Below are 12,974 nucleotides of genomic sequence, written 5' to 3' on the forward strand. Positions count from 1 at the left end.
ACATGTTAAGATGATTGAAGAAGCCAAAACTTGGAATGAGGTGTCACTATGAGCTCTATTGATAAGACAATGAAATTTAATTTTTCGGAAGAACCGTTTGATCAGGATATCAAGGAAATTTTGTTCACAGTCCACGAGGCACTTAAAGAAAAAGGGTACAATCCGATCAATCAAATTGTGGGTTATTTATTATCTGGTGACCCTGCGTATATACCAAGATACAATGATGCGCGAAATTTAATTCGTAAGCTTGAAAGAGATGAGTTAATTGAAGAATTGGTTAAATTTTATTTAGATCATCAAGAGGAATAGTGTAAATGAAAATAATAGGATTAGATGTTGGTTCAAAAACGATAGGTGTTGCTGTTAGCGATGCACTAGGCTGGACAGCACAAGGCATCACGACTATCAAATGGAATGAGAATGATCGAAAATCGGCTGACGCGGAATTGAAAGCAATCATTGAGAAGCATGAAGCTGAAAAGGTAGTGATTGGCTTACCAAAACATATGAATGGGGATATAGGTGAACGTGGAGAAGCATCTATCGCATACGCTAAACATGTGGAAAAGACCCATAAAATCCCAGCAACCTTATGGGATGAACGACTTACAACAGTAGCTGCAGAACGAGTTCTTCTAGAAGCAGATATGAGTAGAAAAAAAAGAAAAAAAGTTATTGATAAAATGGCAGCTGTAATGATATTACAAGGTTATTTAGATAAAAAATAATGAAGGAGTGACGGAATGGCACTAGATGAAAAAGAACGCATTGTAATTCCAGATGAAAATGGAGAAGAACATTTATTTGAGGTGTTATTTACATTTGATGCTGATGAAACAGAACAATCGTATATTGCAGTAGTACCAGTAGAGCAGAAAGATGACGAAGAAGTAGAAGTGTATGCTTTTCGTTATGAAGAAAAAGATGCTGATGATAATGATTTGTCTCTATTCCCAATTGAATCCGACGAGGAATGGGAAATGGTAGAAGAAATGTTAAATACCCTTGCAGACGAGGAAACGGAACAGTAAGGTTTTAGTTTGACGTTTAATGTAAAAAACTGGTGTCTTTTGGACATCGGTTTTTTTATGTTCACATTTCTCGTCATTAAAATACCTAATTCGCTTTTAATCATAGATATTCTATCTAGTTTTTAGTATAATATAGCGGATGAGAGGAGTTAGTTTATGTTCAAGAAGAAAGAACCAGGCAGTTATACGGACAACTTAATAAAGCGTAGTGAAGATGCAAAAACCGTTCGTAAAATTGTAACGATTGTAATTATATCGTTAATTTTGATTCTCCTAGTAGGGGGAATTTCTGGCTATATGTATGTGAAATCTGCACTTCAACCAGTAAATCCTGATAGTAAAAAAGAACTTAAAGTTGAAGTCCCAATGGGTTCTTCTACATCTGATATAGCGTCTATCTTAGAAAACCAAGGAATTATTAAGGATGCACGTGTGTTTCGCTTTTACATAAAATTTAATAATGAATCAAATTTTCAAGCAGGTAGTTATACATTTTCTCCTTCCATGACATTAGATGAAATAATAGAATCACTAAAAAGCGGGAAGGTTTTAGAAGAGGCAAAATATAGTGTTACAATTCCAGAGGGTAAAACAATTAATCAAATGGCAGAAATTTTTTCCGGGAAATTATCGTTTAGTAAAGAGGACTTCTTAGAAAAAGTGAATAATGTGGATTATGTAGAATCATTAATTGATGAACATCCATCAATTTTAACGAAGGAAATTTTGAATCCAGATATTCGTACTCCTTTAGAAGGATATTTATTTGCTGCCACCTATAATTTTTATGAGGAAAAACCTAATGTAGAGGCTGTTATCGAAAAAATGTTAGGTAAAACTGAAGCAGTAGTTACACCATATTTGGATGATATATCGGCACAGAATCTTACCATTCATGAAGCATTAACGATGGCGTCTTTATTGGAAAATGAAGCGAAGACATTTGAACAACGTAAGAAAATTGCTGGTGTTTTTTACAATCGTCTAGAAGATGGTATGCCATTGCAAACAGATCCAACTGTATTATATGCTCTAGGAGGTCACAAGGAAAAGGTATTATTAAAAGATTTAGAAGTAGAATCCCCTTACAATACTTATCAAATCACAGAATTGCCAATAGGACCTATTTCAAATTTTGCTGAGAATTCCTTAAAAGCAGCTCTTAATCCAGAGGAATCCAAAAATCTATTTTTCCTCCATGATAGTAAAGGAAACATTCATTACTCAGAAACATATGAAAAGCATTTGCAGTTAAAAGAAGCGTATATAAACTAAATTACAAAAACAAAAGTGCTTTTGGACTAGATGTGGACGTAATAAATTTGGAAGTGTGGATGAGAATTCACATTTCCCGTTTTTTTGTCAACTGCCTGAGGAAGGAGTAATAACAATGAATGACGAAGTATTGAACAAGTATCTACAAGGAATGATTCCAGTAAATGAAGAATGGGTAAACCGATTGGAATTATATGCAAAAAAGAACCATGTACCGATCATGGATCCAGTAAGTATGCAATTTTTGCAACAGATTATTCGAATTCACAAACCGACGCATATTTTGGAAATAGGCACTGCAATTGGTTATTCGGCTTTACGAATGCTTCAAGCAAATTCAAATGCTTCCATAATATCTATAGAACGTGATGCAGAACGTTTTAAGCATGCGTTGGATGTAATTAAATCACAGGATAAAACAGAACAAATTAACGTGATATTTGGTGATGCGCTTGAAGTTGCTGGAGAAATAACTAGTCAATTCTCATTTGATTTCATGTTTATTGATGCAGCCAAAGGTCAATACAAACGATTTTTTGAATTATATAGTTCCTCCATTCGAAAAGGTGGATTAATTATTTCTGATAATGTATTATTCAAAGGGTATGTTGCGAATCCTAGCAACGATAATCCACGACTCACAAAAATCGCAAACAAAATTAAAGATTATAATCAGTGGTTAATAAACAATGAGGACTTTCATACAACTATTGTTCCGATTGGTGATGGAATAGCCATTAGCATAAAACTATAAGCCCTAAAGGAGTGCACAAGAATATGCGAGACAAGCCAGTAGTTATTGGAGTGGCTGGAGGTAGTGGAAGTGGTAAAACCACAGTTACACGGTCCATATGTAAACGATTCTCTGATAAAACTATTCTTGTGATTGAACAAGACTATTATTATAAAGATCAATCTCATTTACCTTTTGAAGAACGACTAAATACAAATTATGACCATCCGTTGGCATTTGACAACGATCTTTTAATTGATCATTTAAAGGACTTAATGAATAAGGAATCGATTGAAAAGCCGATTTATGATTATAAAATACACACACGTTCAAAGGAATCCATAGTGGTGGAACCAAAAGAAGTCATCATTTTAGAAGGAATTTTAATCTTAGAGGATCCACGATTAGTCGATTTGATGGACATAAAGGTTTTTGTTGATACCGATGCTGACATTCGAATTATACGAAGAATGATGCGCGATATTAAGGAACGGGGAAGGTCTCTAGACTCCGTGATAGACCAATATGTAAATAATGTACGTCCAATGCATTTACAATTTGTTGAGCCAACAAAGCGGTATGCGGATATTATCATACCTGAAGGTGGACAAAATCATGTAGCTATTGATATAATGGCTACTAAAATTGAAAACATATTAGCAAAAAATCATTCAAAACAATAGTGGAAAGCGCAAGCACCTGAATAAAAGCTCGGCATGTCCTCGTAAAAGAAACCCGCTTTTTCTTCGTGCGATGAATTTCGGGGAAGCTTTCCTTGTCCTGTGCCCACGCAACTTAGGCAGTTCGATGTTGCCGCGCAAAGTAGCGGTTTTTAATCGAACATCTATCCGTATGAGATAAAGGAAACACGAAGACATAAGTGATTCGATGTTGATCTTATCGTATGGAGGCGCCTGAAGGTCACTAGGCGAATGGGCGATGGTACTATTTTGTGGAAAAGTATTGAAAATTTAAATAAAATCTGGCATATTAAGATTAGAACATATTTATTTTACCGGGCGCACAATCCAGTGCTGCTTATTTTTATATGTTATTTCTTATTGTAGATAAAAAGGAGTGTTTTTTAATGGCTGTAGAAAAAAGCTATTATATGACTGAAGAGGGAAAATCGAAATTAGAGAAAGAATTACATCATTTAAAAACAGAACGCAGACAAGAGGTAGTAGAACGAATAAAAGTGGCTCGTGATTTTGGGGACCTATCCGAGAATTCAGAATATGATGCAGCAAAAGATGACCAGGCCTTTGTAGAATCGCGTATTTCCCAAGTGGAAAAAATGATTCGTAGTGCGGTAATTATAGAAAATGATAATGATAACCCAGATATCGTTTCACTTGGCAAATCTGTGACATTTCAGGAGTTACCAAGTGGAGAAGAAGAGACATATACAATTGTAGGTAGTGCAGAAGCTGATCCATTTGATGGTAAAATTTCAAATGATTCTCCTATGGCAAGAAGCCTTTTAGGCCATCAGAAAGGTGCAGAATTAACGGTAGTAACACCTGGTGGAGATATCCAAGTTAAAATTGTTCGTGTAAATTAATATAACTCTAGGCGAGATAAAGCTATCTCGCTTTTTCTATTTCTAAAAAAATAGTCAATAAGATTCATTCTTAACTTTGCGTATTAAATAAATTATAAAATATGGTATTATAATAGCATGCGTGAGGGAGGGAATGTAATATGAAAGATTCTAATAAAAATTCTAGGGTAGATAAATTTGAAAAAAGGCGAAAAAATACCAAGTCTATTTCTCTTTTTCTAATTGTAGGCAGTATATTAATTATTCTATTGCTTGGTCTATTTCTCTTTGGTGGAAATGAAGAAACAGAAAGTGGACAATCATCTACCGAATCATCGAGTGAACAGAACACTGGTGGAGATAGCGATGAAGCTACAAAAGAAGAAAAAAATGATGACAAGACATCTAAATCTGATGAAAATAGTGAATCAACGAATGATGATAGCACAAACTCTGATGATCCTAATGCAGAAGATGAGCAAAACGCTACAACAGATGATGAAAATGAAACAGAGGAAAAATCGGATGATAACGATGTAAAGAAAGAAACAGTAGAAATAACTGATGATGCAAACGTCAAGGAGGCATACACTGCAGATTGGGAACCTATTGGAACAGAACAAGAAGGTCCACATACCACTCAATTTGATACAAAGACTCAGGACTGGAAAGAAATGGAAAAAGCAATACGTGTAGCTACAGGTCTACAAGAGGGAAATATGGTAACGGAGATGATTGAGAATGGTGGCGACCAAAAAGTAATAGGAACTGTTACAGATCAGTCGCAGGAGATTATATATCAGGTAAATCTTACTTGGATTGAAGACGAAGGTTGGAAACCAACAATCGTAAAAGTATTAAAAGAAAATCCTTATGACTAACTATATAGTTTACTTAAAAAGCGGAGGCATATCAATGACAATCGGAATAATTGGGGCTATGGACGAAGAGGTAGCTCTCCTAATAGAAAATATGTCAGAGAAAAAAGAGCAAACAATTGCAAGTTGTTTATTTGTAACGGGAAAGATAAATGAAAAAGAAATCGTTATATTAAAGTCAGGGATTGGGAAAGTTAATGCAGCAATGGCAACCACTATTCTTCATGAGCGGTTTAATCCGGATTATGTTATCAATACAGGATCTGCTGGAGGATTCGCACAAGAATTAGAAATTGGGGATATTGTTGTGTCTTCTCAAGTTGTTCACCATGATGTGGATGTTACAGCATTTGACTATGCATATGGACAGGTTCCAGGAATGCCTGCGATGTTTCCGGCAGATTCAAGACTTATTTCATTGGCTACTACTGCAGTTAAATCGCTTAATGTTGCTTCACGGGAAGGTATCATTGCAACAGCAGACACATTCATGGCTGATCCTGTTCATGTACAACGAATAAAGGTAAAGTTTCCTAGCATGATTGCAGCAGAGATGGAGGCAGCTGCAGTAGCGCAGGTTTGTTTTCAATATGATAAGCCATTTGTCATTATCCGAGCACTTTCTGATATAGCAGGTAAAGAATCCTCCATATCATTTGATGCATTTATAGAAACAGCAGCAAAAAACGCAGCTAACTTAATAATGAAAATGATCAAAGACCTTTAACTAGTTAGTCACTTGATAGAAATCCCTCCAACATGGACCAATCCACGTCGGAGGGATTTTTTTAATATGCGCACATTAATTTTCTTCTTGGTGCGTTATATATATTAGAGGGCAATCAAGCTTGATTATCCTTTTTTTCTATTTGGGTTTTCTTGTTTAAAGTATTCATGGAATACCTTCATTAAGGCGCGTTTTTCTATACGTGACACATAGCTTCTTGATATATTTAATTTTTTAGCAATTTCTCGTTGTGTCATTTCCTGATAATTATTTAGGCCATAACGATAAATAATTACTTCTCGTTCTCGTTCATCTAAGATAGAAAAGTATTTTTTCATCTTGTCGAGTTCCATATGTAATTGAATATATTCAATTACATCCTCTGATTCTGATTCTAAGATGTCGATTAAGCTTATTTCATTTCCTTCTTTATCTTGCCCAATGGGATCATGTAAGGAAACATCTTTTTTGACCTTTTTCAAAGCTCGTAAATGCATCAAAATTTCATTCTCTATACACCGAGCTGCATAGGTAGCTAACTTTGTTCCTTTATCTGGTGAATAGCTCTCAATCCCCTTAATCAAACCGATTGTTCCGATTGAAATTAAATCTTCCATGTCTTCACCAGTATTTTCGAATTTCTTAACGATATGGGCAACCAAGCGAAGATTATGTTCAATTAGCTTATTCCTAGCATTTTCGTCTCCGGTTTGCATTTCCTTAATGTACTTGGCTTCATCTTCTGGAGGAAGAGGCTGTGGAAAAGCATGATTTTTCACATAGGATACAAAAAAGAGCGTTTCTTTTATTAATAAAGCAAGAACGCTTAAAATACTCGACAAATTATACACCTCCTGAGAGTTTCTGCTAGGCAAAGGCCTATAACTCATCTATATGAACGAAGATGTACTTTTGTGTATGTCCTATGTAAGAAGGTGAAAATAAAAAAAGTGACTTATCATTCAAGTCACTTTTTCCTAGCTGCTTCTTTTATACTTTTTTGGATTGCTTCTTCATATTCATCCCTTTGTTTATTTGTTACAGGTTTTATCTCATTTCGGTGTGCGGCTCTAGAGATCATATGCCCAGAAACTGGAGCAGTCAGTAAAGTGAAGAAAATAGCCAATAGCAATTTACCACTTACAATCGAATGGGAAACATATAAATATAAAAATGAACCAATTAAAATGCCAGCAATACCCAGTGTCGATGCTTTTGTTGCAGCATGTAGGCGAGTGAAAATATCTGGGAACCGTACAACACCTATTGAACTGGATAAAAGAAAAAACGAACCTGAAAGAATAAATAAGCTAATAATAATGTTTAGGATGATATTAGTCCAAGTTTCGATCAATGATAACACCCTTTTCAAGAAATTTGGCAATAGCTAACGTACCGATAAATAACAGAATTCCAATTAACAAGATAACATCGTTAAAATTAGTAGAACTACGTATGATTGCTAGCAATGCTGCAAGTCCCATTAGACCCATTCCAATTGTATCAAGTGCAACAGCACGATCTGCATTAGAAGGCCCGACTATAATTCGATATAGAAGCAACACCAGTGAAATCGCAATACCTACCGCAGATAATATGGTTGAGATCTCAAGTATATTTTCTGAAAGAGTTAGAAGTTCATTCATCTTGTAACCTCCATTATTGCTTTTTCAAACGTGTTTTTGATTTCAGCAATTGCTTCATCGATGTCATCTATATCCATTGCATGTATATAAAGATGTGTATTGTCATCTGATATAGCGACAGTTAATGTACCGGGTGTTAATGAGATTAGATTAGCCAGTAAGGTAATTTCCCAATTACTCTTTAATGTTGTTGGCATCGCGAATATACCAGGTTCAATATCAAGCTTCGGTTTATAAACTAATTTAACAATATCCATATTAGCCGAAATTAGTTCTTTACAAAACAGAAGAATAAGCTGGATGGTTTTGAAAAATCGTTTCAAATAAAATGAATCAGGAATGAACCTGTTCAGTAATAAAAGCAATATGATTCCAAGAATATATCCGCCAATAAAGCTTGCGGTAGTATACGTTTCCTGTAAAAACATCCACATTACTGCAACCATTAAATTAATAACAATCTGAAATGTCATAGTAATTTACTCCTTTAATACAGCATCAATATATACGTCAGGATCAAGTAAGTAAGTTGAAATATCTTCAACTGTAGGATAAACGAACTCTGCACCTATTCCTAGAATAACAGAAAATGATAATAAAAAGATAATGGGTCCAATTAATCCTTTTGTAGATTTTCTATCCACTTCGTATGCCGGATTTTTCTCACCCCAAAATCCCTTGATAAAGATCTTCATAATAGAATATAAAATCAATAAGCTGGATAGCAAGGCAATAATAACTATGGCAATTTCATCATCAGCCAGAGCGCCCTTTAATAATAGTAATTTGCCTATAAACCCGCTAAATGGTGGGATACCAGCAAGGATAAATGCTGCAACAAATAATAGCCATCCAAGTACAGGATAGTAATGGATTAGACCACCCATTTTTCGTAAGTCAGATGTTCCAGCTACATAAGCAATTGCGCCGACTATCAGAAATAAAGCACATTTGATGAGCATATCATGTAGAAGATAATAGACTGATCCACTCATCGCATCTTGATTAAATACACCGATACCCATAATGATAAAGCCGATGGCGGGAATGATGTTATATGCAATAATGAGCTTTACATTATTTGTTGATAAGGCACCTAGTATACCAAATATCATTGATAGACCAGCGATCCAAATAAATGTTTCATGTGTAAGGTCGAGTTTGTAAACAAATATTAATGAAAAAACTCGTAGTATGGAATAAATACCTACTTTTGTTAGTAGTGCACCAAATAAAGCTGAAACAACTGGATTTGGTACGACGTATGACTTCGGCATCCAGTAATACAATGGAAACAAAGCAGCCTTCGTAGCAAAAACGAAAAAGAATAAAATCCCAATTGCAGTTAGTATTCCTTTTTGATCCACTTCCTGGACACGCTCAGCAATGTGAGCCATATTTACTGTGCCAACAACACCATATAAAAATGCGACTGCTGTTACAAATAATATAGAAGAGAAAAGGTTAATTATTACATATTTAATGGATTCGCGAAGTTGTACCTTACCTCCACCTAAAACGATCAAGGCATAGGAAGCCATTAAAAGCACTTCAAAAAATACGAATAGGTTAAATAGGTCTCCTGTTAAAAAAGCACCTGAAACACCAGTTATTAAAAAGAACATAAACGAGTAAAAATAATGTTGTTCTTGTTTTAAGGTCATGGAATGTGGTGCATAGAAAGCACAGGCCGTTAAGATAATATTCGTTGTCAAAACAAGAATAATTGCCAACGGATCTGCAACAAGAATAATACCGTATGGAGCAGGCCAATTACCTGTTTCCAGTATAATCGGACCAGTAGTAACAACTTGCCAGGTAATATATGTCACTACTGATAAACTAGTAATGGAAAAAACCTTAGTCAATGTTCTTACTAAATTTACTTTTTTTGGGAAAAAGGCCAGGATCATACCAGCTAATAATGGAATGATGATTGGCAAAACTGCTAAATTACTCATTTTCGTTACCCCTTAATTGATCCATGTTATCTGTTTCATTATCATTCGCGGCTCTATATGCTAACGCCAAAAGTAGACTCGTAATACCAAAGCTGATTACAATGGATGTTAAAATTAACGCCTGTGGCAATGGATCAGTGTAATCTGTAACCCCTTCTTCTAAAATTGGAGCATTTCCACGTTTTAATTTTCCCATCGTTAATATAAATAAATGCGCTCCGTGGGATAGAAGGGCAGTCCCAATGATAATCCGTAATAATTGCTTTTGAAGGAGGTTGTAAATACCTGCAGCGAACAATAATCCAGCAAGAATACAAATGATTATTTCCATTTACTCCGCCTCCTTTTTTCGCTTTATTTTAACTAGACTATAAATTGCCAGTGCTGCTATACCTAAAACGGTAATTTCAAACAATGTATCAAGCCCACGCATATCTACTAATATTACGTTAACAACGTTATCCCCTCCACCAAGTGAGTGTGAAGTTTTTATAAAGTAATCTGCAATAGAGTCAAACCAATTACTACTGTGAGCGGAAATTCCAATCAATGTCAGCATTAAACCAAACCCTAGAGAAATAATGACATTAACTAATTTTGTTTTCTTGGATTCTTTAATAGCTTGCAATTTTGGTAAGTGGAAAAAGCATAATAGGAATAATGCTACAGTTACCGTTTCAATAACTAGCTGTGTTAACGCTAAATCTGGTGCTCGATAAATAACAAACAGAATTGAGACCCCGTATCCAACCACACCTAAGATAAGAATTGCCGCTATATTATTTTTGGCAACAATGGTACCAAGTGCTGCTACAATCATAACTACTACTACAGAAACTTCTATAACAGTAACAGTTGCGAGATTATCAAATTGTATTGTCAATCCACCTGTTAATGCCATTATAGTAAAGGTGGCGATCACAGTAGTACTTAAAATTATGGCTACATAAAGTCTCAGTGAACCGTTCATATAGAAGCCTGTAATGTTATTGCCATAAACTTCAAATCTGTCAACAATGGCATCGTAAGCTTTATTTAAGCTTAGTTTACCAGGAAGGAAACGGTAAACGCTACTCCACTTTTTACGTGTAAGAAATAATAGTGTTCCAACTCCTACCACAATTAAGGACATGATAAATGCAGGGGAATTCCATCCATGCCAGTATTTAACATGTTTTTCAATTGACTCACCCTTGATTGCTTCAGCCGCATGCGCTAAAAAGGTTCCATTTACTAAGTTAGGAAATAGTCCAATGATAATAACTAGTGCTACTAGGATGATGGGTGAAAGCAACATACCTATTGGAGCTTCGTGAGGCTTTTTAGGTAGACTCTTTTCTTTTTTCCTACCTGCAAAAACTCCAAAAAAGAAGTACATCGAATAGACAAATGTAAATATACTACCAAAAACGGCTAGCGCAGGAATGATATCAATTAGAAAAATAGCAAACGCACCGACATTTTCATTTAAACCGAGACTAGATTCGAAAAATAACTCTTTACTATAAAATCCATTTAAAAATGGTAGGGGAACACCAGCCATTGAAAATGTACCAAATAATGCTAACGTAGCTGTAATTGGCATAAATGTCAGTAAACCGCCCAATTTACGAATATCACGCGTCCCTGTCTCATGATCAACAATACCTGCTACCATGAACAAGCTACCTTTAAATGTTGCATGATTTAGAATATGGAATACAGCCGCAAATACTGCAACTTTGGTACCGAAACCGAGCATAGCCATGATCATACCTAGCTGACTGATTGTGGAAAATGCAAGTATGGCTTTCAAATCGGTCTGTTTGACGGCCATATAAGAGCCCCAGCATAACGTAACGATACCTGCGATACTTACAATGATAAAGAACCATTCATAGCCCGCAAAAATCGGTGAAAACCGGGCTACAAGAAATAAACCAGCTTTTACCATGGTAGCTGAATGAAGATAAGCACTAACTGGAGTTGGTGCTTCCATCGCGTCTGGTAACCAAATATGGAATGGGAATTGAGCAGACTTGGTAAATGCACCGAGTAATATAAACCCTAGTATTAATGGAAGGTAGGAACTTTCTAAAATAATATCCTTTTGATCAATCATTGCCTGGATACTTGTTGTATCTGTAATGACAGATAATAGAATGAATCCACCAAACATACTTAATCCACCGAAAATAGTAATAAGCATAGATTTAAGCGCACCATAGCGGGAACGTTCATTAAAATGCCAATAACCAATTAATAGAAAAGAGGATATAGAAGTTAGCTCCCAAAACGTATACATAACAAAAACGTTATCTGATAGGACAACACCAAGCATTCCCGCCATAAACAAAATTAAATAGACATAAAAATGCCCTAACCGTTCTGTTTTATCTAAGTAATAGATAGAGTAGAGGACAACTAATGCACCGATTCCGCTTATTAATAATACAAATAGTAGACTTAACCCATCTAAGTAAAAGTCTAAATTGATGGATAAGGAAGGTATCCAGTAGTATGTTTGTCTGACGGGTGAAAAGGTTGAACCAAGAAACTGGATAAAGTAAAGAAAGATTACGAAAGGAACAAAAAAAACAAATATTCCTGTATGTATTTTATGTTTGATTTTGCTTAAGAATGGAATTAAGCAGGCAATTAGAAGTGGAAGTAAAACTGCAAAAATCATCTAATTGGATTCCTCCTTGAAAAGTATATGTGATTTTTAGTTGCAAGAGATAAAAACTCTGAAAATAAGTATATACGGTATTTAATTTTTAGGAAAGTAGGTATGATGATAATACAACCGTTTTTAGGTCGGTAAAATCCTAATAAAACTAGTAATCCTGAAATATAGCTTATCATAAGTACGATCTTGGAAAAATAAAAAACCCTTATCATTCACAAAAATGACAAGAGTTGTGGGAGGGAAGTGTATATAATGCTTATTAACCAGAATATTCCATTTTATGGGTCAGTCTTCTTTTGTGAATTTCCTTTTCAATTAAATAGATAAAGTCAGGGCTTAGCTTTAATTCATGTGCTTTATAGAACGATTCCAATAATAATTCATCAGATAAGTGATTCATGAATACAGCCCTCCTTGAATGAATTTATACTTTAATATGTTAAGTAAATATAATTTACCACGAATACCCTAGTAGGACAAGGTCTGAGTTATCTACAAGCGCCTGTAGA

17 protein-coding genes are annotated in these 12,974 nt (G+C 35.1%); 9 read left to right on the top strand and 8 right to left on the bottom strand.

What is annotated here, in order from left to right; all coding sequences use genetic code 11:
* The first annotated feature begins 48 nt into the window (after positions 1 to 48).
* From AC3G7N_RS06450 to mtnN, 9 genes are all read left to right on the top strand, one after another.
* Positions 49 to 312, top strand: coding sequence for an IreB family regulatory phosphoprotein (locus AC3G7N_RS06450; protein ID WP_489421329.1), 264 nt, complete (start codon positions 49 to 51; stop codon positions 310 to 312).
* Positions 313 to 317: 5 nt separating this feature from the next.
* Positions 318 to 731: a Holliday junction resolvase RuvX gene (gene ruvX / locus AC3G7N_RS06455; protein ID WP_489421330.1), complete on the top strand. Its 414-nt coding sequence runs from the start codon at positions 318 to 320 to the stop codon at positions 729 to 731.
* A gap of 15 nt (positions 732 to 746) precedes the next feature.
* Complete coding sequence (locus tag AC3G7N_RS06460; protein ID WP_489421331.1) at positions 747 to 1,034, top strand: DUF1292 domain-containing protein; 288 nt, start codon at positions 747 to 749, stop codon at positions 1,032 to 1,034.
* Positions 1,035 to 1,190: 156 nt separating this feature from the next.
* Positions 1,191 to 2,309, top strand: coding sequence for an endolytic transglycosylase MltG (mltG, locus tag AC3G7N_RS06465; RefSeq protein ID WP_489421332.1), 1,119 nt, complete (start codon positions 1,191 to 1,193; stop codon positions 2,307 to 2,309).
* A 115-nt stretch (positions 2,310 to 2,424) separates the two neighbouring features.
* On the top strand, positions 2,425 to 3,063 hold the full coding sequence (locus AC3G7N_RS06470; protein ID WP_489421333.1) for an O-methyltransferase: 639 nt from the start codon (positions 2,425 to 2,427) through the stop codon (positions 3,061 to 3,063).
* 23 nt (positions 3,064 to 3,086) lie between these two features.
* A complete protein-coding gene (gene udk, locus AC3G7N_RS06475) occupies positions 3,087 to 3,725 on the top strand; it encodes a uridine kinase (protein ID WP_489421334.1) in 639 nt (212 codons plus the stop codon).
* Between the two features lie 404 nt (positions 3,726 to 4,129).
* The gene (gene greA, locus AC3G7N_RS06480; protein ID WP_489421335.1) at positions 4,130 to 4,606 is read left to right on the top strand and encodes a transcription elongation factor GreA; all 477 of its coding nucleotides are present in this window, start codon (positions 4,130 to 4,132) and stop codon (positions 4,604 to 4,606) included.
* 140 nt (positions 4,607 to 4,746) lie between these two features.
* A complete protein-coding gene (locus AC3G7N_RS06485) occupies positions 4,747 to 5,466 on the top strand; it encodes a YrrS family protein (RefSeq protein ID WP_489421336.1) in 720 nt (239 codons plus the stop codon).
* Between the two features lie 34 nt (positions 5,467 to 5,500).
* On the top strand, positions 5,501 to 6,190 hold the full coding sequence (gene mtnN / locus AC3G7N_RS06490; RefSeq protein WP_489421337.1) for a 5'-methylthioadenosine/S-adenosylhomocysteine nucleosidase: 690 nt from the start codon (positions 5,501 to 5,503) through the stop codon (positions 6,188 to 6,190).
* A gap of 125 nt (positions 6,191 to 6,315) precedes the next feature.
* Here the strand turns inward: mtnN and sigK are convergent, their stop codons facing one another.
* The 8 genes from sigK to AC3G7N_RS06530 all read right to left on the bottom strand — a co-directional run bounded on the left by sigK (position 6,316) and on the right by AC3G7N_RS06530 (position 12,865).
* The gene (gene sigK / locus AC3G7N_RS06495; protein ID WP_489421338.1) at positions 6,316 to 7,032 is read right to left on the bottom strand and encodes an RNA polymerase sporulation sigma factor SigK; all 717 of its coding nucleotides are present in this window, start codon (positions 7,030 to 7,032) and stop codon (positions 6,316 to 6,318) included.
* A 125-nt stretch (positions 7,033 to 7,157) separates the two neighbouring features.
* Entirely contained in the window at positions 7,158 to 7,544 is a 387-nt protein-coding gene (mnhG, locus tag AC3G7N_RS06500; RefSeq protein ID WP_489421339.1) for a monovalent cation/H(+) antiporter subunit G, read from the bottom strand.
* Positions 7,525 to 7,836, bottom strand: coding sequence for a Na(+)/H(+) antiporter subunit F1 (locus AC3G7N_RS06505; protein WP_489421340.1), 312 nt, complete (start codon positions 7,834 to 7,836; stop codon positions 7,525 to 7,527). The genes mnhG and AC3G7N_RS06505 overlap by 20 nt, the downstream gene beginning before the upstream one ends.
* The gene (locus AC3G7N_RS06510) at positions 7,833 to 8,309 is read right to left on the bottom strand and encodes a Na+/H+ antiporter subunit E (RefSeq protein WP_489421341.1); all 477 of its coding nucleotides are present in this window, start codon (positions 8,307 to 8,309) and stop codon (positions 7,833 to 7,835) included. The genes AC3G7N_RS06505 and AC3G7N_RS06510 overlap by 4 nt, the downstream gene beginning before the upstream one ends.
* 6 nt (positions 8,310 to 8,315) lie before the next feature.
* Positions 8,316 to 9,797 carry a Na+/H+ antiporter subunit D gene (locus AC3G7N_RS06515; RefSeq protein WP_489421342.1) on the bottom strand — a complete coding sequence of 494 codons (1,482 nt, stop codon included), beginning with the start codon at positions 9,795 to 9,797 and terminating at the stop codon, positions 8,316 to 8,318.
* Positions 9,790 to 10,128, bottom strand: a complete 339-nt coding sequence (locus tag AC3G7N_RS06520; RefSeq protein ID WP_489421343.1) for a Na(+)/H(+) antiporter subunit C — start codon at positions 10,126 to 10,128, stop codon at positions 9,790 to 9,792. The genes AC3G7N_RS06515 and AC3G7N_RS06520 overlap by 8 nt, the downstream gene beginning before the upstream one ends.
* Positions 10,129 to 12,465, bottom strand: a complete 2,337-nt coding sequence (locus AC3G7N_RS06525) for a Na+/H+ antiporter subunit A (protein ID WP_489421344.1) — start codon at positions 12,463 to 12,465, stop codon at positions 10,129 to 10,131.
* Positions 12,466 to 12,724: 259 nt separating this feature from the next.
* Complete coding sequence (locus AC3G7N_RS06530) at positions 12,725 to 12,865, bottom strand: sporulation histidine kinase inhibitor Sda (RefSeq protein ID WP_489421345.1); 141 nt, start codon at positions 12,863 to 12,865, stop codon at positions 12,725 to 12,727.
* Between the last annotated feature and the right edge of the window lie 109 nt (positions 12,866 to 12,974).

The organism is Virgibacillus carmonensis (assembly GCF_057836705.1).

Bases quoted from the DNA above. Each gene is read 5' to 3' on its own strand.
- AC3G7N_RS06450 (WP_489421329.1), top strand. From the start codon at position 49: ATGAGCTCTATTGATAAGACAATGAAATTTAATTTTTCGGAAGAACCG.
- ruvX (WP_489421330.1), top strand. From the start codon at position 318: ATGAAAATAATAGGATTAGATGTTGGTTCAAAAACGATAGGTGTTGCT.
- AC3G7N_RS06460 (WP_489421331.1), top strand. From the start codon at position 747: ATGGCACTAGATGAAAAAGAACGCATTGTAATTCCAGATGAAAATGGA.
- mltG (WP_489421332.1), top strand. From the start codon at position 1,191: ATGTTCAAGAAGAAAGAACCAGGCAGTTATACGGACAACTTAATAAAG.
- AC3G7N_RS06470 (WP_489421333.1), top strand. From the start codon at position 2,425: ATGAATGACGAAGTATTGAACAAGTATCTACAAGGAATGATTCCAGTA.
- udk (WP_489421334.1), top strand. From the start codon at position 3,087: ATGCGAGACAAGCCAGTAGTTATTGGAGTGGCTGGAGGTAGTGGAAGT.
- greA (WP_489421335.1), top strand. From the start codon at position 4,130: ATGGCTGTAGAAAAAAGCTATTATATGACTGAAGAGGGAAAATCGAAA.
- AC3G7N_RS06485 (WP_489421336.1), top strand. From the start codon at position 4,747: ATGAAAGATTCTAATAAAAATTCTAGGGTAGATAAATTTGAAAAAAGG.
- mtnN (WP_489421337.1), top strand. From the start codon at position 5,501: ATGACAATCGGAATAATTGGGGCTATGGACGAAGAGGTAGCTCTCCTA.
- AC3G7N_RS06505 (WP_489421340.1), bottom strand. From the start codon at position 7,836: ATGAATGAACTTCTAACTCTTTCAGAAAATATACTTGAGATCTCAACC.
- AC3G7N_RS06510 (WP_489421341.1), bottom strand. From the start codon at position 8,309: ATGACATTTCAGATTGTTATTAATTTAATGGTTGCAGTAATGTGGATG.
- AC3G7N_RS06515 (WP_489421342.1), bottom strand. From the start codon at position 9,797: ATGAGTAATTTAGCAGTTTTGCCAATCATCATTCCATTATTAGCTGGT.
- AC3G7N_RS06520 (WP_489421343.1), bottom strand. From the start codon at position 10,128: ATGGAAATAATCATTTGTATTCTTGCTGGATTATTGTTCGCTGCAGGT.
- AC3G7N_RS06525 (WP_489421344.1), bottom strand. From the start codon at position 12,465: ATGATTTTTGCAGTTTTACTTCCACTTCTAATTGCCTGCTTAATTCCA.
- AC3G7N_RS06530 (WP_489421345.1), bottom strand. From the start codon at position 12,865: ATGAATCACTTATCTGATGAATTATTATTGGAATCGTTCTATAAAGCA.